At 60.0% G+C, this 19,859-nt stretch carries 18 protein-coding genes; 8 read left to right on the forward strand and 10 right to left on the reverse strand.

Annotated features, from left to right (window positions below):
• Nucleotides 1–9: 9 nt before the first annotated feature.
• The 5 genes from BLP23_RS22530 to BLP23_RS22550 all read right to left on the reverse strand — a co-directional run bounded on the left by BLP23_RS22530 (nt 10) and on the right by BLP23_RS22550 (nt 4,973).
• The gene (locus BLP23_RS22530; protein ID WP_022715969.1) at nt 10–840 is read right to left on the reverse strand and encodes a carbohydrate ABC transporter permease; all 831 of its coding nucleotides are present in this window, start codon (nt 838–840) and stop codon (nt 10–12) included.
• A 1-nt stretch (nt 841) separates the two neighbouring features.
• A complete protein-coding gene (locus BLP23_RS22535; RefSeq protein ID WP_092587003.1) occupies nt 842–1,714 on the reverse strand; it encodes a carbohydrate ABC transporter permease in 873 nt (290 codons plus the stop codon).
• Nucleotides 1,715–1,846: 132 nt separating this feature from the next.
• The gene (locus tag BLP23_RS22540; RefSeq protein WP_092587069.1) at nt 1,847–3,157 is read right to left on the reverse strand and encodes an ABC transporter substrate-binding protein; all 1,311 of its coding nucleotides are present in this window, start codon (nt 3,155–3,157) and stop codon (nt 1,847–1,849) included.
• A 144-nt stretch (nt 3,158–3,301) separates the two neighbouring features.
• Nucleotides 3,302–4,255, reverse strand: coding sequence for a sugar-binding transcriptional regulator (locus BLP23_RS22545; RefSeq protein WP_092587004.1), 954 nt, complete (start codon nt 4,253–4,255; stop codon nt 3,302–3,304).
• 139 nt (nt 4,256–4,394) lie between these two features.
• Nucleotides 4,395–4,973, reverse strand: a complete 579-nt coding sequence (locus BLP23_RS22550; protein ID WP_233426783.1) for an exopolysaccharide biosynthesis protein — start codon at nt 4,971–4,973, stop codon at nt 4,395–4,397.
• A gap of 264 nt (nt 4,974–5,237) precedes the next feature.
• Between BLP23_RS22550 and BLP23_RS22555 the strand changes: the two genes are divergently transcribed.
• Genes BLP23_RS22555 through BLP23_RS22565 form a run of 3 tightly spaced genes read left to right on the forward strand, consistent with a single transcriptional unit; the run spans nt 5,238 to nt 8,211 of the window.
• Nucleotides 5,238–5,897: a response regulator gene (locus BLP23_RS22555; RefSeq protein WP_092587005.1), complete on the forward strand. Its 660-nt coding sequence runs from the start codon at nt 5,238–5,240 to the stop codon at nt 5,895–5,897.
• A complete protein-coding gene (locus tag BLP23_RS22560) occupies nt 5,894–7,291 on the forward strand; it encodes a sensor histidine kinase (protein WP_092587006.1) in 1,398 nt (465 codons plus the stop codon). The genes BLP23_RS22555 and BLP23_RS22560 overlap by 4 nt, the downstream gene beginning before the upstream one ends.
• Nucleotides 7,288–8,211, forward strand: a complete 924-nt coding sequence (locus tag BLP23_RS22565) for an ROK family protein (protein WP_092587007.1) — start codon at nt 7,288–7,290, stop codon at nt 8,209–8,211. Before BLP23_RS22560 ends, BLP23_RS22565 begins: the two co-directional genes overlap by 4 nt.
• A gap of 46 nt (nt 8,212–8,257) precedes the next feature.
• Here the strand turns inward: BLP23_RS22565 and BLP23_RS22570 are convergent, their stop codons facing one another.
• The 4 genes from BLP23_RS22570 to BLP23_RS22585 form a co-directional block, all read right to left on the reverse strand.
• Complete coding sequence (locus BLP23_RS22570) at nt 8,258–11,404, reverse strand: efflux RND transporter permease subunit (protein WP_092587008.1); 3,147 nt, start codon at nt 11,402–11,404, stop codon at nt 8,258–8,260.
• 27 nt (nt 11,405–11,431) lie between these two features.
• Complete coding sequence (locus tag BLP23_RS22575; RefSeq protein WP_092587009.1) at nt 11,432–12,568, reverse strand: efflux RND transporter periplasmic adaptor subunit; 1,137 nt, start codon at nt 12,566–12,568, stop codon at nt 11,432–11,434.
• 50 nt (nt 12,569–12,618) lie between these two features.
• Nucleotides 12,619–13,224, reverse strand: coding sequence for a TetR/AcrR family transcriptional regulator (locus BLP23_RS22580; protein ID WP_092587010.1), 606 nt, complete (start codon nt 13,222–13,224; stop codon nt 12,619–12,621).
• Nucleotides 13,225–13,369: 145 nt separating this feature from the next.
• Complete coding sequence (locus tag BLP23_RS22585) at nt 13,370–13,801, reverse strand: OsmC family protein (protein WP_092587011.1); 432 nt, start codon at nt 13,799–13,801, stop codon at nt 13,370–13,372.
• Between the two features lie 306 nt (nt 13,802–14,107).
• On the opposite strand from BLP23_RS22585, the gene BLP23_RS22590 reads away from it, so the two are divergent.
• From BLP23_RS22590 to BLP23_RS22605, 4 genes are all read left to right on the forward strand, one after another.
• Nucleotides 14,108–14,866, forward strand: a complete 759-nt coding sequence (locus tag BLP23_RS22590; RefSeq protein ID WP_092587012.1) for a FadR/GntR family transcriptional regulator — start codon at nt 14,108–14,110, stop codon at nt 14,864–14,866.
• Nucleotides 14,867–14,922: 56 nt separating this feature from the next.
• Nucleotides 14,923–16,071 (forward strand): galactonate dehydratase, encoded by a 1,149-nt coding sequence (gene dgoD, locus BLP23_RS22595; RefSeq protein WP_092587013.1) that lies wholly within the window; start codon nt 14,923–14,925, stop codon nt 16,069–16,071.
• A gap of 101 nt (nt 16,072–16,172) precedes the next feature.
• Nucleotides 16,173–16,571 carry a DoxX family protein gene (locus BLP23_RS22600; protein WP_092587014.1) on the forward strand — a complete coding sequence of 133 codons (399 nt, stop codon included), beginning with the start codon at nt 16,173–16,175 and terminating at the stop codon, nt 16,569–16,571.
• Nucleotides 16,572–16,663: 92 nt separating this feature from the next.
• The gene (locus BLP23_RS22605) at nt 16,664–17,443 is read left to right on the forward strand and encodes an SDR family oxidoreductase (protein ID WP_092587015.1); all 780 of its coding nucleotides are present in this window, start codon (nt 16,664–16,666) and stop codon (nt 17,441–17,443) included.
• A 2-nt stretch (nt 17,444–17,445) separates the two neighbouring features.
• Here the strand turns inward: BLP23_RS22605 and BLP23_RS22610 are convergent, their stop codons facing one another.
• Entirely contained in the window at nt 17,446–18,663 is a 1,218-nt protein-coding gene (locus BLP23_RS22610; RefSeq protein WP_092587071.1) for an adenylate/guanylate cyclase domain-containing protein, read from the reverse strand.
• Nucleotides 18,664–18,904: 241 nt separating this feature from the next.
• On the opposite strand from BLP23_RS22610, the gene BLP23_RS22615 reads away from it, so the two are divergent.
• The gene (locus BLP23_RS22615; protein ID WP_092587016.1) at nt 18,905–19,816 is read left to right on the forward strand and encodes an SMP-30/gluconolactonase/LRE family protein; all 912 of its coding nucleotides are present in this window, start codon (nt 18,905–18,907) and stop codon (nt 19,814–19,816) included.
• The last annotated feature ends 43 nt before the right edge of the window (nt 19,817–19,859 follow it).

Raw genomic sequence — 19,859 nt, forward strand, 5'->3', positions numbered from 1 at the left:
CCTGATGTCTTATTTCACCGCGCCGAAGGTCAGGCCGCGGACGAGTTGTTTTTGCGAGAACCAGCCGAGGATCAGGATCGGCGCGATTGCCATTGTCGATGCTGCCGAAAGCTTGGCGTAGAAGAGACCTTCGGGGCTGGAGTAGGAGGCGATGAATGCCGTCAGCGGCGCGGCTTTCGAGGCGCTGAGGTTCAGCGTCCAGAAGGCTTCGTTCCAGGCCAGTATGATGTTGAGGAGCAGCGTCGAGGCAATGCCCGGTATCGCCATCGGCGTCAGCACATAAATGATTTCCTTGGCGAGCGATGCGCCGTCCATGCGCGCCGCCTCGAGGATTTCGCCAGGGATTTCCTTGAAGTAGGTGTAAAGCATCCAGACGATGATCGGCAAGTTGATCAGCGTCAGCACGATCACCAGCCCCATCCGGCTGTCGAGCAGGCCGAAATTGCGGAACATCAGGTAGATCGGAATCAGCGCGCCGACCGGCGGCATCATCTTCGTCGACAGCATCCACATCAGCACGTCCTTGGTCCGCTTGGTCGGCGAGAATGCCATGGCCCAGGCGGCAGGGATCGCGATGATGAGGCCGATCAAAGTCGAGCCAAAGGAAATGATCACCGAATTCATGAAGTGGCCGAGATAGTTCGACCGGCTCTGGACCTCCGCATAGCTTTCCGTCGTCCAGTGGAAGAACAGGAACTGCGGCGGCGAGGCAATCGCGTCGGCCTCCGACTTGAAGCTCGTAAGAAACGTCCACAGAATCGGGAAGAAGATCAGGATCGCCAGCGTCCAGGCGATCGCCGTCATGATCACCTTGCGTTGCGTTGTGACTTTTCTAGCCATCTCAAGCCTCCAGATTCTTGCCGACAAGGCGGACAAGGAAGATCGCGACGATGTTGGCGAGGATGACCGCAATGATACCGCCCGCCGAAGCGCCGCCGATATCGAACTGAAGAAGCGCCTGCGCATAGACGAGGTAGGTCAGGTTCGTGCTCTGCGTGCCCGGGCCGCCATTGGTGGTAACCAGGATTTCGGCAAAGACCGAGAGCAGGAAGATCGTCTGGATCAGGATCACCACCGTGATGGCGCGCGCCATATGCGGCAGAATGATATAGATGAATCTCGATATCGCGCCGGCGCCATCCATTTCGGCAGCTTCCTTCTGCTCCTCGTCCAGCGACTGCAAAGAGGTGAGCAGGATCAGCGTCGCAAAAGGCAGCCACTGCCAGGCGACGATCAGAATGATCGAGAACAACGGTGCGTTTGCCAGCCAGTCAAAGGGCTGCAGTCCGAGCGCCTTGGCAAGATGCGCAAAGAGCCCGTTGACCGGGTTCATGAACATGTTCTTCCAGACAAGCGCTGCCACCGTCGGCATGACGAAGAACGGTGCGATCACCAGGATGCGCACGATGCCCTGGCCATAGATGTCCTGGTCGAGCAGCAAGGCGAAGGCGATACCGCCGACCACGGTGATGATCAGCACGCCGAGCACCAGCAGCAGCGTATTGGTGAGCGCTGCGAAAAAGGCCGGATCGGACAGGAAGTAGCTGTAGTTCAGAAAGCCGACGAAGCTCTCCATTCCCGGGCTGAGAAGGTTGTAGTTCAACAGTGAGAAGTAGATCGTCATCGCAAGCGGGACGATCATCCAGGCGAAGAGAAGCACGACGGACGGTGCGATCATCATTCGCGCTGCGGAGCGGGTGTGTAACGTTGCCATGGCGATGACCGATCCTGTTTCGAGGGGCGTCTGACTGCAGGGCAGCTGAGAAAAAGGGGCCGCCGACGCTATTCGGGCATTCGGCGGCCCAGAGGGGTGGGAGGTCAACAATCCCACCGTCTCAGGAGGTTGTTATTTGATATAACCAGCCTTGGTCATTTCGCGGGTCGTCAGTTGCTGCGCGCTCTGAAGCGCCTGATCAACCGAGACCTGGCCGGCAAGAGCCGCGGAGAACTGCTGGCCGACGGCCGTGCCGATGCCCTGGAATTCCGGGATCGCCACGAACTGGACACCGACATAGGGAACCGGCTTTACAGTCGGCTTGGTCGGATCAGCCGCATTGATGGAGTCCAGCGTCATCTTCGCGAAAGCCGCAGCCTTCTGGTATTCCGCGTTCTCATAGAGCGAGGTACGCGTGCCGGGAGGTGCGTTCAGCCAGCCTTCCTTCTCGGCGACGAGCTTGGTGTAATCCTTGCTCGTTGCCCAGGCGACGAACTTCTCAGCTGCTTCGACCTTCTGCGAGCTTGCCGGGATTGCAAGGCTCCAGGCCCACAGCCAGTTGCCACGCTTGCCGAGACCCTTGTCGGGCGCCAGCGCAAAGCCGACCTTGTCGGCAACCTTTGATTCCTTCGGGTTGCTGACGAAGGAGGCTGCAACGGTGGCGTCGATCCACATGCCGCACTTGCCGGTCTGGAAGAGCGCCAGGTTTTCGTTGAAGCCGTTCGATGAAGCGCCGGGAGGGCCGGCTTCCTTCATCAGGTCGACGTAGAAGGTGAGCGTGTCCTTCCACTCCGGCTGGTCGAACTGGGGTTTCCAGCTCTCATCGAACCAGCGGGCGCCGAAGGAGTTCGACATCGCCGTCAGGAAGGCCATGTTTTCGCCCCAGCCGGCTTTGCCGCGCAGGCAGATGCCGTAGATTTCCTTGTCCTTGTCGGTGATCTTCTTCGCAGCGTCGGCGATGAAGTCCCAGGTCGGCGCGTCGGGCATCTTCAAACCGGCAGCGTCGAAGAGGTCCTTCCGATACATGACCATCGAGCTTTCACCGTAAAACGGCGCCGCATAGAGCTTGCCGTCTACAGTCAGGCCGCTGCGAATGGCCGGCAGCAGGTCGTCGGCGTCATAGTCGGCGCCGAGATTGTCGAGCGGCTGGAGCCAGTTCTGCTTTGCCCAGATCGGGACTTCATAAGTGCCGATCGTCAGAACGTCGTACTGGCCGCCCTTGGTCGCGATGTCAGTCGTGACCTTCTGGCGCAGAACGTTCTCTTCGAGGGTAACCCATTCAAGGTCGATGTCGGGATTCTTCGCCTTGAAGTCATCCGTCAGCTTCTGCATCCGGATCATGTCGCCGTTGTTAACGGTCGCGATCGTCAGCGTTTCAGCCGAAGCCATGCCCGCAAACGCCAATGCTGAGCAGGCGCCCAGCAGAATAGTTCTCAATGTCATATCTTCCTCCCAGAAGATGGGTATGAGCATTCGCTTTGCTCGTGAGCAATTACTCACTACAGAGCATGGAATGTCAATTGGAATCGTTGCTGCGATCGCGAAATGACAAGCTATCTAATTGATTTTATATATGATATTTTTTGCTCAAGACGTGAGCAAAAAATCGGCAGTCTGTTCATCGGTGATCAGGCTATTGATTTGACGGCCTACAATTGCGGCCCTTATCGCCTTGAATTTGCGCTTGCCCTTGGCAATTCCAATGACTGTCGAGGTTTCGCGTGAAGGAATCGAGGCCGACGCGACGCGCTCGTTGATCGGATTATCGAGGAGCCTGCCCTGCTCGTCGAAAATCCAGCCGCAGATTTCGCCGACGGCCCCCTCGCGCATCAGCTCCATCATCTCGTCCTTCTCCAGGAAGCCGTCGACGCAGAGCGGGCCGTCAATGCCCAGTTCGCCAATACCGACGAAGGTCACATCGGCTTGGGCGCTGATTGCAAGCGTGTAGCGCACCAGTTGCTGGCCATGGAGCAATTCACGCTCCTCGGCCGAAGTGACGAGCACCGGCAGCGGCATCGGGAAGTGCCGCGCCTTCACCGCATCCGCCATGCTGAAGATGACATTGTAATAGGCGGCTGAGCCGTCCGGCGTGATGTTGCCCGTCAGCGAGACGATGCGATGGTTCGGACATTCGATCGTCGGCAGCTGGTCGACGGCAGCTTTCAGCGTGCGTCCGGTTCCAACGGCGAGCACGATCGGATCCGGCCGCTTGAGCCATCGCTCGATCTCAGCAGCCGCCGCTTCGGCGATGCCGACCGTCCTCGATGAAGACCCCGGATCGCTCGGCACGATCTCGACATGCTTGAGGTCGAATTTCTTGCGCAGCTGGTTGGCGAGTTCGAGGCAGGCGGCAATCGGATGATCGAGCCGCACTTTGATGAGCTTTTCGGCGACGGCCAGCGACACCAGGCGCTGTGCTGACTGCCGCGAGATACCCATCGCAGAGGCGATCTCGTCCTGCGTGCGCCCAGCCACGTAATAAAGCCAGCCCGCACGCGCTGCGTCGTCCAGCCGTCCAGGTGTCTCGGTTCTTTTCGCCATTGAGGTCTACCGCGCGTAAAATGGGCCGGCTTACTGCCGGACGAATATCTTTGAGTCTGTGCCGCGCCAGATCAGAACAAAATTGAGCAAAAGTCGAGTGCATTGAGGAAATGCAACGGCCGCATAGGCGAAAATTCGCTCAGACGAACCAGTTTGTGACGAAGAAGATCGCAGCCTTGATAAGGCCGTAGATCACACCGCCAACGACGGTCAGTGAAATACCGGCCATGACCATTCCAAACGCCGAAAAGAGACCGTCCTTGCCCAAGATGCCGAAGGAAAACAGGCAGATGGTAAAAGCCGGAAGGATGTTGCCGAGGGGGATCGGTAGCGTCAGGATGACCGCAAGCACTAGGCAGAGAAGGCCCACAAGATATTCGGCAGGTGGCTCGACGAGGAAAGAAAGCCGCGGCTGCAGCATGCGCTCGGCAAAGGCGAGCCAGCGGTGGATGCGCGAGACGATTGCTTCGAAATCCTCGCGCTTCATCGAGCGGCCGGCAATGACCTTCGGCAACCATGGCTTCAGCCCGAATGTCAGCTGCGCTGCGAGAAAGAGTAGTGGCGCACCGAGGATTGCGGAGGTTCCCGGCGGCGTCGGCACCAGGTTGGGAATGGCAAAGACCAGCATGAGCGCACCGGTCGCACGGTCGCCCATCACCTCGAAAAGATCACCGATCGAAATGCGCTCACGGTTCCTGTCGCCCGCAAGCTGCCTCAGGATGGCCGAAAGCCGTCGCCCCCTCGGGCGCGGACTCCTGATAAAACGCCTGCGTGATGTCTCCATTTCCTCGATTGTCATAGCATCCCGGATCGTCGGCTTGCGACTAATACCATCCCAATGTGAATCTTCTCTGTCGAATGCGCCGCCATCATGGCCGTGCGGGTTCTGGATCACGGCCATTACATGGCGATTTTTCGCCGGCACCCCTCGCTTGACCCTCAGCAAAAAGCAGCGCTACTGCTCTTGGCAAGGAGACATCGCGTGCGCATTCTTTTGGTTGAAGACGACAAGATGATTGGGGAAGCGGTGCGCGATCACGTTGCAGCAGCCGGTCACGCGATGGACTGGATGTGTACGGTCGGCGATGCTGAAGCCGCTGCAGGCTCCGTCGACTACGGTCTGATCCTGCTTGATCTGCAGCTTCCCGACGGCAGAGGCATCGATTTGCTGAAACGGTTGCGTGACAACGGCATGGCAATGCCGGTGATAATCCTCACTGCGCGCGACCAGATTTCCGATCGCATCGAGGGGCTGAACGCCGGCGCCGACGACTACCTCGTCAAGCCGTTCGATCTCGGAGAACTGCAGGCGCGCATCATGGCTGTCGCGCGCCGCTACGACGCCAATCCAAGGACGATCATCCGCATTGCCGATATCGAGATCGACCGGCCGCAGCACAGGCTTGCCATCGCCGGCGAGCCGGTCATGCTGACCAGCCGCGAATGGGCGGTGCTCGATCTGCTCATCTCACGTCCGGGCGCAATCGTGCCGAAGGACCGGATCGAGGAAGCCCTTTATGCCTTCGGTTCGGAGATCGAAAGCAATACGGTTGAGGTCTATGTCAGCCGGCTGCGCAAGAAGATCGGTCGCGACAGGATCAAGACCGCCCGCGGCATCGGCTACACGCTGGCGGAAGCATGAAACGCGAACCGAGCATCACGCGCCGGCTCATCCTGGCGCTCACAAGTGCCATGGTCACCTTCTGGCTCGCCGCGATCGGACTCGGCATCCAGGTGATGCGGCACGAATTCGACGAGCTTTTCGACAGCGCCCAGCAGGAGACGGCTCAGCGCCTTTTCGCACTGATCGTCGACGACCTGAACGAGCGCGCCGAAACAGACCCTCCCGGCGTCGCAATTTTGAATACGCCAGCCAGCCGCGAATATCTGACCTATCAAGTACGCGACAAGGACGGAAACGTCGTTCTGCGCTCCAATGACGCTTCGCCTGAACCTTTCGATGCGCCACTCGTGCGCGGTTTCCACAACAATGATCGCCAGCGCATCTATACCGAAGCGACCGCTGACGGCTCCCTGTTCATGCAGGTCGCCGATCGCCTCGGCAATCGCCGCGAAGCCGTGCGCGAAAGCGCCGTCACGCTGCTGCTTCCACTGATCGTGCTGATCCCGGCGAGTATCTTGGCCATCTGGCTCATCCTTGGTCGGGCGCTGAAACCGATCGAAATGCTACGCCGGGACATCGCCGCCAAGGATAGCGGCAATATGGCAGCCATTGAAGGCGACGAGTTGCCGAAAGAAATCAAGCCGATCGCTCGCTCGGTCAATCTTCTGCTCGCCCGTCTCCGGTCGGCCCTCGAAGCGGAACGCGAATTTACCGCTAACAGCGCTCACGAGCTCCGCACGCCGATTGCCGGCGCGCTGGCACAGACCCAGCGCTTGGTCGAGGAACTGTCGGCCGGTGCCGCCAGGACGCGGGCGCGCCAGGTCGAAAGCTCGCTCGTCGATCTCGGCCGCCTCGCTGAAAAACTGCTGCAGCTTTCACGCGCCGAAGCCGGCATCGGTGCCAGCGACAACGCCGCCGACCTTAGCAAGGTGCTGGAGATGATCGTCAGCGACTACGAGCGCGACAGCCGCACCAAGGGGCGCGTCAACTACGTGCCCGACGCCGGAGCAACGCTTGTCCGTTATGCAGACATGGATGCCTTCGGCATCGTCATGCGCAACCTCATCGAAAACGCGCTGCTTCATGGCGACCAGGATCGGCCCGCCACGGTCAGACTGGATAGGGCCGGGACCATCCGTGTCGTCAATGGCGGCCCTGCGGTCGCGGAAGCCGATCTTTCTGGTCTCAAGAAACGCTTCCGGCGCGGCGCGACCAGTGCATCCGGTTCCGGCCTGGGCCTTGCGATCGCCGACCGTATCGTCTCCCAGATGGGCGGCACGCTGGAACTCCTCTCCCCGGCAAGCGACGAGACTTCCGGCTTCGAGGCGAAGGTGAACCTGCCGGCAAAGGACTTGCAAATCCGCCAGAAGGGTGCAAGCAGACGCGGAAACTTTCGAGGCAGACAAGCATGATCATCTCACTCGACATCGGCGGTTCGGCGATCAAAGGCGGTATCGCACGCTCGGAAACGGATATCGTTCCTATGGGTCGCCGTCCGACGCCGAAGGATGATTTTGCTGCTTTCACCGAGACGATCCGCAGTTTCATAGCAGAGACCAGCGAAACACCTTCGTGCCTTGCCTTCTCGATTGCCGGCGTTGTCGATCCGGACACGCAACGTCTGACATGCGCCAACATTCCCTGCATTCACAACCGCAGCCTTGCGGCTGATTTGGAGGCCGACCTTGGTTTTCCGGTCCTGATTGCCAACGACGCCGATTGCTTCACCATGGCTGAAGCCGAACTTGGCGCCGGGCGCGGCCACCGCATCGTCTTCGGCGCGATCCTCGGCACTGGCGTCGGCGGCGGGCTCGTTTCCGACGGTCGGCTCGTCAACGCCTCGGGCGGTTTCGCCGGCGAATGGGGTCACGGCCCGATCCTCGCATGCGAAGCCGGCAATCCCCCCGTGAAAATCCCAGCCCTTCCCTGCGGCTGCGGCCAGAGGGGCTGCGTCGATACAGTCGGCGGCGCCCGCGGACTCGAGCGGCTTCACACGACGCTGCACGGCCTCGACTTCCCCAGCGAGGAAATCATCGCGCAATGGCAACGGGGTGAGGAAAAGGCGACGAGCACAATCGACATCTATACCGATCTCGTCGCCTCGCCCTTGGCACTTACCGTCAATATCACCGGCGCGACCATCGTACCGGTCGGCGGCGGACTTTCCAATGTCGAGCCGCTGCTTGCCAAACTCGACAGAGCTGTAAGGGGCCGCACGCTGCGCAGGTTCGACCGGCCGCTAATCGTGCGAAGCGAATGCCGTTTAGAGCCGGGCCTCATCGGCGCGGCTCTTCTGGGCCTGAAAGCGGAAGTGGCTTTAAGAGCACTTTGAGTGGGTTGATTGGAAATGAAAATGGCGGGGCTTTCACCCGCCATTTTCACTCTGCTGCCAATGCCGGCGGATGATGCTCATCCGCCTCTTCCTGGTTGGCATTGGCATATTCGGTCTTTGTGTCCTTCGTCTTCGGCTCGCGGCCGAAGAAGAGGGCATAACCCGCTGGTAGCACGAGGATTGTCAGCACGGTCGCAACCAGAATGCCGCCCATCATCGCGTAGGCGAGCGGACCCCAGAAGACGCCGCGGGAGATCGGGATAAGGGCGAGAACTGCCGTCAGCGCCGTCAGCATGATCGGCCGGAAACGGCGCACGGCCGCACCCACGATCGCCTCCTGCCGGTGCATGCCCGCCTTGATATCCTGATCGATCTGGTCGACGAGGATGATCGAGTTGCGGATGATGATGCCGAGCAGCGCAATCACGCCGAGGATCGCGACGAAGCCGAAGGGCGCGCCGCTGATCAGCAGTGCGGCAGAGGCACCGATGATGCCGAGCGGGCCGGTCGCCAGCACCAGCATCGCCTTACCGAAATGCTGCAGCTGCGCCATCAGCAGCAGGACGATGACGACGAGCATGACCGGCGCCTTGGCAGCGATCGAGGCCTGACTTTCAGCCGCATCTTCCGCCCCGCCCTGGATTTCGATCTTGTAGCCGGCAGGCAGGCTGTCGCGCAGGCCCTGCATATCGGCATACATCTTCATCGCCACGTCGTTCGGCTGGATGCCGTCTGGCAGCGTTCCGCGGACGGTGATCGTCGGCAGGCGGTCACGCCGCCATTCGACGCCTTGTTCCATGACGGGGACGACCTTGGCGACCTGCGAGACCGGAACAAAGCCTCCGAAGTCGGTCGGGACATAGACCGAATTGACGGCCGACAGCAGCGAACGGCTGGAATCCGGCTCCCGGGCGACGATCGAGACCGTCTCTTCGCCGTCGCGGAAGTCGTCAAGCGACGTGCCGGACACGGCGGTCTGCAGCGTCTGGCGGACGCGCTGCGAAGTGACGCCGAGGGCTCGGGCACGATCCTGGTCGATTACCAGCTTCATGGCCGGCACCGGCTCCAGCCAATCGTCGTGGACGGCGCCGAGCTGCGGATTTTCGGCAAACTTCGCCTTCACCTGATCGGCGATATGGCGAACCTCCTGGCGATCTGGTCCCATGACGCGCATTTGCACGGGCCAGCCCGTTGGCGGACCGAGAAAGAGACGGTCGACCTTGCCGCGGATCGACGGAAAATCGTCCGCAAGGATGCTACGCAGCTTGGCGATCAGCCGCTCGCGGGCGGGCTCGTCATTCGCGATGATCAGGAGCTGGGCGAAGTTTGGATTGCGAAGCTGCTGGTCGAGCGGCAAGAAGAAGCGCGGTGCGCCCTCGCCGATATAGGTGGCGATGAACTTCTTGTCCTTGTCATCCATCATCTTGGCTTCGAGCGCCTTTGCCTGCGTCTCGACTTCCTTGATGCTGGTGCCTTCCGGCAGCCAGAGATCGACGAGAATTTCCGGACGCGAGGACTGCGGGAAGAAGTTCTGCGGAATGAATTGGAACGCCCAGAGACTCGTCGCGAAGGTGAAGAGTGTGGCAGCCAGCACGATGATGCGATGGCGCACCGCCCATGCGACAGTGGCACGCAGGCGGCGGTAAAAGCGCGTGTCGAAGACATCATGATGCTCGCCGGCGTGCTTGCGCTGCTTGAGGATCATGTAACCCAGCCATGGCGTGAAATAGACCGCGACGAACCACGAGACGACGAGCGCGATGCCGACCACATAAAAGAGGGAGCGCACATATTCGCCGGCCGTCGATTCTGCAAAGCCGACGGGAATGAAGCCTGCCGTGGTGATCAGCGTACCAGTCAGCATCGGAAAGGCGGTCGAGGAATAGGCGAAGCTCGCCGCCTCGATCTTCACGAGGCCTTCTTCCAGTTTTCGTTCCATCATCTCGACGACGATCATCGCGTCGTCGACCAAAAGCCCAAGCGCAATAATGAGCGCGCCGAGCGAGATGCGCTGCAGGTCGATGCCGAGTTCGTACATGATGGCGAAGGTCGCGGCCAGCACAAGCGGAATCGCTATCGCGATGACAAGGCCCGATCGCCAGCCGATCGATAAGAACGAGACGATCAGCACGATGACAAGCGCTTCGCCAAGCGCATGCATGAATTCGCTGATGGCGTCCGTCACGACGTCCGGCTGATTGGATATCTGGTCGACGGAAACGCCGTAGGGAAGAGAACCATCGAAGCGCTGATAGGTCGCTTCGACATCCTTGCCGACATCCGTGACCTTGAAGCCCTTGGCCATGACCACGCCGACCTGCACGCTTTCGTGCCCGTTGAAACGGTATTTGCGTTGATAGGGGTCTTCGAGCCCGGAGGTAACGGTGGCAATATCACCGAGACGCGTCACTTGATTGCCGGAACGCAGGCGTAGTTCGCGAATATCCTCGGCCTTCTTCACATCCCCTTCGACGGAAACACGCACCGAACGCAGCCCGGTATCGACCGAGCCTGCAGGATCGACTGTGTTCTGGCCTTTGATGGCATTCTGCAGGTCGAGGATCGTAAGCCCCCGTTCGGCAAGCGCCTTGGAGGAAACGTCGATGTAGATCTTTTCCGGCTGGTCACCGATGATGACGGCCTTCTCGACGCCCCGCGTCGAAAGCAGCATGTCGCGGGCCTGGATCGCGAATTTCTTTAGTTCCGGATAGGAGTAGCCGTCGCCGCTGATCGAATGAAGCGTGATGAAGGTATCGCCGAATTCGTCATTGAAATAGGGCCCGAGCAGGCCTTCCGGCAGCTCGTTCGAAATATCGCCGACCTTCTTGCGCACCTGATAGAAGGCATCCGCCACTTCCGCGGAGTTCGTGTCGCCCTTCACCTGCAGCGTAATGATCGCGCTGCCGGCACGGGTGTAAGAGCGAACGAAATCGAGGTGCGGAGTTTCCTGCAGCTTGCGCTCGATCTTGTTGACGACCTGATCCTCCATTTCCTGGATCGAGGCGCCTGGCCACATGGCTTGCACGACCATGACACGGAAGGTGAAATCCGGATCTTCCTTCTGACCCATGCGCATCAGTCCCAGCGCACCGGTGATGATGATCAAACCGAAGAGGAAGCGTGCAATGCTGGGATGACCGATTGCCCAGCGCGACAGATTGAAGGGGCGCTTCTCGGTGGTCGAGTTGTCCATGACAGTATTCCCTCTCCTGGACAGCAATTATTGAACGGTGCCGGCGGGCTCGGCGGAAGCCGACTGCTCGCCCGGCACGGAGACCTTCAGGTTCTCGGTCATGAATTGCGTTCCGGCAGCAACAACGAGATCCCCGCTCTTCAAGCCATCTGTGACGTTGACGCCATCGTCGGTGAAATCACCGACGTGGATTTGGCGTGCGTGCACGGTTGCCGCACCGCGGTCGACGACCCAGACGATCTTCTTCCCATCCTTCTCGGCAAGCGCACTCAACGGCACTGCGACATAGGGATCGGAATTCGTAACATCCGCCTCGATCGTCGCCGTCATACCGAGCAGAACACGCTGATCATTTGGCAGGCTGACGCGGACGGAAAAGGTCCGGGACTGCTGATCGGCGCTGCCTGAAACTTCGCGCACCCTGCCGTCGAGCACCAGCTTGGCATCCGACCAGAAGGTTGCCTTCACCGTCTTGCCCGGCTTGAATTCGGCAATATCGTTTTCCGACACCGCGATCTGAACTTCTTTCTCGCCGTCGATGGCAACGGCGACGACAGGCGTACCGGAGGCGACGACCTGACCCGTATCCGCATTGACCGCAGTCACGATGCCGTTCTGATCGGCCTTCAGATCCGTGTAGCTTACCTGGTTCTTCGCCTGATCGAGCGAGGAGATCGCAGCATCGCGCGTCGAAACAGCTTGGTCATAAGAGAGCGAAGCCTGCTCGAGCTGCGATTTCGGTGTGGCATTCTTGTCAAAGAGCTGCCCGGCACGCTTGTTTGCGAGATCTGCCGTCTGCACGCCCTTCTCGGCCGCCGCCAAGTTGGCTTCAGCCGTCTTCACCGCGAGCTGATAATCCGTGGAGTCGATGCGCGCGAGCACATCTCCAGGCTTCACCCGATCGCCGATATTGACGAGTCGCTCCGTGATCTTGCCCGCAACACGGAAGCCGAGGTTCATCTCGGTGCGCGCTTTTACAGCGCCGGAATAGTCGAGGGCGCGCGTTTCGCCGGCCTTGGCAATCTCCACGACCTTGACGGGGCGGACGATTTCCTTCGTCTCTGCCTTCTCCTCCTCGCTGCAGCCGGCAAGGCCAAGGCTTATGATGCCGACAAACGTGAAGCGGAAAACGGACGGCAGATTGCGTGTCTTGAGCGAAACCATCTTCGCACTCCTGATCGTTTCGTGTGTTTCTGGACGGCCTGGCCGTGCTGTTATCTCAATGCCTTGATCGAATACTCGATGAGTTCGTCAACGGTCGCGCGGTTGGTCTTGGCAAGACATTGCGCCACCATCTGCGGGTGACAGAGCGTCACGGTGGCCGCACCGAAGCAGCGTGAAGCAACATCGGCATCTTGCTCGGCGAATTCACCGGCTGCGATCCCTTCGCGGATCACGCCGGCGATCAGTTCATGAATGCTGTCGATATGCCGTTCGATGACATGCCAGTCGCGTTCGATCGCGACGACGACCATCTCGTGCACTTTCTGTTCATCCAGCATGGTGTCTAGCGTCATCTGATACTGGCCATACACAAATCGTCGCAGGCGCTCCGAGGCGCTGATCGGCAGGTGGCATATGTCGTAGGCCTGCTTGTAACTGGCTGCCAGCATGCGGCCGCAGATCGCCTGGTGGATTTCCACTTTCGAGGCGAAGAAGCGGTAGATATTGGCAGGCGACATGCCGAGGTCACGCGCTACATCGGCAACCGTCGTCTTGCCGTAGCCATAGTGGCGGAACAGCCGCTCTGCCGCGTCGAGAATGCGCGTCACATTTTCCTGGCGTGTACTGTCCAGCATATTTTCTGCGGCGTCATTCATGCGTTTTGGAAACCTTACTTACGACTGACGAATTTTGAATTTCGTCAGTCGTAAGACATCAGGCATCATTTGTCAATATTCTGCTTGCCACCAAAAAAATGCCGCGGCATCGGCTCGCGGCATTTAAAATCAATAGTTGCGGAAATCAGTCCAGCTTGACATCGAGCGTGATCGGCACGGCGGAAAGCGCCTTGGAAACCGGGCACCCCGCCTTCGCCTTATTGGCAAGCTCTGTGAAGGTCGCCTGATCGGCGCCGGGAACCTTGCCGGTCAGCGACAGATGAATTGCGGTGATCGCGAAGCCATCTTCGACGCTCTCGAGCGTTACCTTTGCCGTCGTCTCCATGTCTTCGGCCGTAAGCCCCGCATCGCTGAGAATCAACGATAGCGCCATGGTGAAGCAGCCGGCATGGGCCGCGCCGATCAGTTCTTCCGGATTGGTGCCAGGAATGCCTTCGAAGCGGCTCGCAAAACCATAGGGATATTCCTTCAACGCGCCGCTCTGTGTCGATATCCGTCCCTTGCCATCCCTGAGGCCGCCGGACCATTGAGCCGAACCTGTACGATTGATCTGCATGCCGTCCTCCTGTTTCGATTGGACTCATCCGGAAAGGACTTGTGCCGCTTCCCGCCGCAGAGAGGCCAAAGCCTCCCCCGAACGGCAATATAAGGCTCTATCCGCAGAAGACGACAGCTGTGAGAGAATCGGTCCCGATGGAGACCTGCGGCCGCCTGATTGCGCGACAAATCATCATACCAAGAAATTGTCTTTGTATGATGATTGCAGTATAGGATTGTGCACATGCACCGAGGAGACGTCGCAAGGCAAACCGAATTTCCAGTAGGATTCGGTTTGCTTCGCAGGTGAGAGGCGAAGAGGTCAGTGGAGTCCATCGAGCAGCAGGCTGAGGGTGAAAACCCGCGCGTCGAGCGCCGCCCGCGCGTTCGCCGAAACGTCACGGCCTCGATCGCGCAGGATATTTGTTGCCACCGTTATCCGGCAGGCCTGCCGCTGCCGCGCGAAAACGACCTGTGCGAAATCTACGGCGTCAGCCGCACCGTCGTTCGCGAATCCCTGAAAATCCTGGAATCCAAAGGCCTCGTGCGCGGCAAGCCGCGTATCGGCACGACCGTCTGCGATAAGGACGAGTGGAACATCCTCGATGCCGACGTGCTCGAGTGGATGGGGCCGCATATCGAGGATTCCGACCTGCTCGGCTGCATCCTCGAAGCCCGGCGCATCATCGAGCCTGCGGCCGCCGAATACGCAGCCGCACGCGCAACGGCACAGGAGATTGCCGATCTCGACAGCGCCTGGCGACAGATGCGCGATAGCGCCAGCGATCCGGAAAGCTTCACCGATGCCGACATCATGTTCCATTCGGTGCTGCTAACCGCGAGCCACAACCAGGTGTTCCGGCGGCTTTCGAGCGCCATTCACGCCGCGGTGAAATACGCCCTGCACGCCTCGAATGTCGCGGTTAAAGACCGCAAGGACGCAGTTGCCGCTCACGGCGAACTGGTCGAGGCACTCAGGATGCGCGACCGAAAAAGGGCACGCGAATGCGCCAACCGGATGCTGGATCTTGCGGTGCGCGATCTTGCAGCCGTCAAGAAAGCGGCCAGCAGAACCAAATCATGACTGAAAATGGCGGCCGAGCCCCGTAGAGCAACGCGACAAGAATGAGGCCTGAACCCATGAAGATCACGAAACTGACCACCTATATCGTTCCGCCGCGCTGGCTGTTTTTGAAAGTCGAGACCGATGAGGGCGTGGTCGGCTGGGGCGAGCCGGTGGTCGAGGGCCGGGCTCTGACCGTGGAAGCCTGCGTGCACGAGCTTGCCGACTACCTGATCGGCAAGGATCCATTCCTGATCGAGGACCACTGGAATGTCATGTATCGCGGCGGCTTCTACCGCGGCGGCGCCATCCACATGAGCGCGCTTTCCGGCATCGACCAGGCGCTCTGGGACATCAAGGGCAAGGCCCTTGGCCAGCCGATCCATTCGCTGCTCGGCGGCCAGGTGCGCGACCGGATCAAGGTCTACAGCTGGATCGGCGGCGATCGCCCGTCTGACGTCGCGCGCAACGCCAAGGAGGTCGTCGCGCGTGGCTTCAAGGCGATTAAGCTCAACGGCTGCGAGGAAATGCAGATCGTCGACACTAACGAGAAGGTCGAAAAGGCCGTCGAGACCATCGCCACCATCCGCGAGGCGATCGGCCCGCATATCGGCATCGGCGTCGATTTCCACGGACGTGTCCACAAGCCGATGGCAAAAGTTCTGGCCAAGGAACTCGAGCCCTACAAGCTGATGTTCATCGAAGAGCCGGTGCTTTCCGAAAACAGGGAAGCGCTGAAGGAGATTGCCAATCATTGCTCCACGCCGATCGCCTTGGGCGAGCGGCTTTACTCGCGCTGGGATTTCAAGTCGGTGCTTTCCGACGGCTATGTCGACATCCTCCAGCCGGACCTTTCGCATGCCGGCGGCATCACCGAGTGCCGCAAGATCGCGGCGATGGCGGAAGCCTATGATGTGGCGCTTGCCCCGCATTGCCCGCTCGGGCCGATCGCGCTTGCCGCATGTCTGCAGGTCGATGCGGTTTCCTACAACGCCTTCATCCAGGAACAGAGTCTCGGCATTCACTACAACCAGGGCAACGATATCCTCGACTACATCTCCAACAAGGACGTCTTCAAGTACGCCGACGGCTTTGTCAGCATTCCCCAAGGGCCGGGCCTCGGCATCGAGGTCGATGAGGCCTATGTCATCGAGCGTGCCAAGCAGGGCCACCGCTGGCGCAATCCCATCTGGCGTCATGCCGACGGCAGCTTCGCCGAGTGGTGAGAACCAACAAGGGTCGCGTCGAGCGGGCCCTTTTTGTTGCACCGTGTAGGAGGCAGCGCGCGCCATCCGTCATAGTGAAAGCTCACAGGAGGAGATTTCGTATGCCCAGAGCAATCGCAGTGATCGTCGCACGCATTATCTTCAGCTTCATCTTCTTCATGGCGGCTGGCTTCAAGTTTGCCGACATGGGCGCCACGTCAACCTATATCGCTTCCGCCGGTTTTCCGATGGCCGGCTTCCTGGCATGGGTCGCGGCCTTCTTCGAGATCGCTTTGGCGCTAGCCTTGATAACCGGCGTCTTCTTTACGGAGGCAAGCCTGCTTGCCGGCACTTATGTCGTCTTCCTGGCATTCGCCTTTCATGGACCGTCACGCTGGACGGATAACCAGGCGGAATTCGGCTTCTTTATCGACCACTTCAGTTTCCTCGCGGGACTGCTATTTGCCGCCGTGCACGGGCCGGAGAAGTGGGCGATCCGCCGCAGCCTGGTGAGGCTTTAAGGCCGCCAGCCCGATAACTTCGCCCCCGCGCCGGAACCATGCCCCCATTCGAACATTGCCCTAACGCAAAACCGAACGAGGGATTTGGGAAAATGGAACTTCAGGGAAGAACTGCACTGGTCACCGGCGCGGGATCCGGAATCGGAAAGGCGACCGCTCTGAAGCTCGCCGCAGAAGGCGCCAGGGTTGCCGTTTTGAGCCGCACCGGCCGCGAGGCGAAACAAACGCGCGACGAAATCCGCTCCGCAGGCGGAGAGGCGATCTCGCTGACGGCCGACACCAGCGACGAAGGCCTGATGCGCGACGCAATCGAAACGCTTCTCAGCAAGTTCGGAGGCATCGACATCGTCGTTGCAAATGCCGGCATCAATGGCGTCTGGGCGCCAATCGACGACCTGAAGCCGCAGGAGTGGGACAAGACCATGGCCGTCAACCTGCGCGGTACCTACCTCACCCTCCATCTCACCGTCCCGTATATGAAATCGAACGGTGGCTCCATCATCGTCGTCTCCTCGATCAACGGCACGCGGACGTTCACGACGCCTGGCGCGACCGCCTATACCGTCACGAAGGCCGGCCAAGTGGCGATGGTGCAGCAGCTGGCGCTGGAACTGGGCAAGCACGGAATCCGCGTCAATGCCGTCTGCCCGGGCGCCATCGACACCAATATCGGCGATAATACCAGGAGCCGCCACCGCGAGGAGACGGAAATCCCGGTCGTCTGGCCGGAAGGCGAAATTCCGATCAGCGGCGGCGAGGCCGGGCATAGCGAGGATGTCGCCGAAGCCATCCTCTTTCTTGCGACAGAGCGCTCGCGTCACATTACCGGCACACCGATCTGGATCGATGGCGGCCAGGGCCTGCTGCGCTAGGATCAGCCGCCGAGCCGCGCAGTTTCCAACGTGTAAAGTTCCTGCGGCCGCTTGACGCCGCGCAGCGCGTAACGGCCGATGCATGCGAGACCGCTGCGCTGAGCCTCCGGTATAGCAGCTGCGAAATTTGATGACATCAGTACGTTGAGATCGACCGACCGGCATATCGACGCGATGCGGCTGACCTCGTTGACCGCCGGACCGATGACCGTGAAGTCCAGCCGTTCCTGGCTCCCGATATTGCCGTAGAAGACATCGCCGATATGCAGGCCGAGATAAACGTCCGTCGTCGGCCTGCCATCGGCGGCGCGCTCTTGGTTGAGCGTCGAAAGCTTCTTGCGCAACAGACCTTCGGCCCGCAATGCCGCGCGGCACGCTTCTGATTGCTCCTCATCCTTGAAAATCGCAAGCACACCGTCGCCGATGAGCTTCAACACGTCGCCGCCTGCCTCATGGATCGCGGAAATCACCACTTCGCTATATGCGTTGAGCAGCGGCAGAATTTCTTCCGGCGGCGCGCTATCCGATATCTTGGTGTAATTCAGAAGATCCGAAAACCAAAGCGCCGCCGAAATCCGCTCGGACTTGCCGCGCGTGATCTTGCCCTCCAGCACCTGCTTCGCGGCATCCTCGCCCAGATAGACCTCGGCGATCGTACGCGCGATGCGGCCGAGCGCGATGCACTTGATTGCCAGCGCCAGGACCGGCACCAGCTTGCGCAGGATGGCGAGGTCGTGGTCGCAAAAGCCTTGCGGATGCCGCGTCGTAAAATGCGAGAAAAAGCAATCCATCTCGCCGATCGTACCAGCTTTGGCGAAGCGATGTACCATGGCGACGAAATCGGTGTGGCCCGCTTCGGCCATCTCGGCGAGCATGACGAAATCCGTCGGGTCGCCGAAGCCGATGCGGCGGCGTACCTCGCTCTCTTTGCCGGACCAGAGATAGTAAAAGGCCGAACGCTGCCAGTTATCCCGCGCACTGCCTTCGCCGGTCGGACCGTATTCGAATTCGGTCTCTATGTCCTCCTGGCTGTCCCACCGGAAGGCACGGCCCTCATGCACCGGGTGCAGTGTATCCATAAGCGCCATGCCGCGATCGAGCGGCAGGCCGAATTCGCGGCAGGAATTGCAAAAACCGGTCAGCAGCTCGGCTTCGGAGGCACCCTTCAGTCCCTGTTCCGTCAGCCATGCGGCCACCGTTCCGACGTCGCTGTGATCCATGCCACTCACCTTCATCTATGTCGAAGCTGTAACTATATTTCATCGTTGAAGGAAGAAAAAACAGCTCTTCGGTGAGGCTGTCGCCGGAGTCGGGTTTGAGGCAGATATTGCCGATCACCGCATCGGGCGGCCGGATTTTGAAAAATGCGGCCGCCCGGTGCATTTGCCGTACGGGGCTCTGGCACGCATCGCCGTTTATGTTTACGAAGAACGTCATATCGCTTTGGGGAGGAGCCAATCAGTGTCGCAAGATATCCTCTATGAGATTCATGACGAGCGCTTCCGCAGCCTGATTGCAGGAAGCGCCAAGCTGGAGGAACTTTATACCGGCTGCCGCTGGGCGGAAGGCCCTGTCTGGTTCTCCGATCTCAATTGTCTGATCTGGAGCGATATCCCGAACGAGCGCATGCTGCGCTGGGTGCCCGATGGCGGCGTCTCGGTCTTCCGCTCGCCATCAAACTACGTCAACGGCAACACCCGTGATCGTCAGGGGCGCCTGATTTCCTGCGAACACGGCGGCCGTCGCGTCACGCGTACGGAACCCGACGGCAAGATCACGGTGCTGGCCGACAGCTATCAGGGCAAACGTCTCAACTCGCCAAACGACGTCGTCGTCGCGTCCGACGGCTCGATCTGGTTCACGGACCCTAGCTACGGCATCAAATCGGACTATGAGGGCCACAAGTCGGAGCCGGAACAGGAGACGCGCAACGTCTACCGCATCGACGCGCAGAGCGGCGTCGTCGAAGCCGTGGTTACCGACTTCATCCAGCCGAACGGCCTTGCTTTCACTTCCGACGAAAAGCAGCTCTTCATTGCCGATTCCGGCTCTGCCGATCATGACGTGCCGCGCCACATCCGCGCCTTCGACGTCATCGACGGCAAGAAGCTCGCCAATAGCCGTTATTTCTGCTCAATCGACAACGGCATACCGGATGGCTTCCGCTTCGACATCAGCGGAAATCTCTGGAGCAGCGCCGCCGATGGCGTCCATTGCTTTGCCCCGGACGGTAGCTTGCTTGGCAAGATCAAGGTGCCGCAGACCGTCTCCAACGTCACCTTCGGCGGCCCGAAGAAAAACCGCCTGTTTATCACCGCAACACAGTCGCTCTATTCGATCTACACGACGACGAATGGCGCACAATATCCGTAAGCGGCTTTGCCGGCCGCGCCAATCAGACATGCTTTAAAGAGGA

Source organism: Rhizobium mongolense subsp. loessense (assembly GCF_900099775.1).
In the GTDB taxonomy this organism is placed as follows: Bacteria; Pseudomonadota; Alphaproteobacteria; order Rhizobiales; family Rhizobiaceae; genus Rhizobium; species Rhizobium loessense.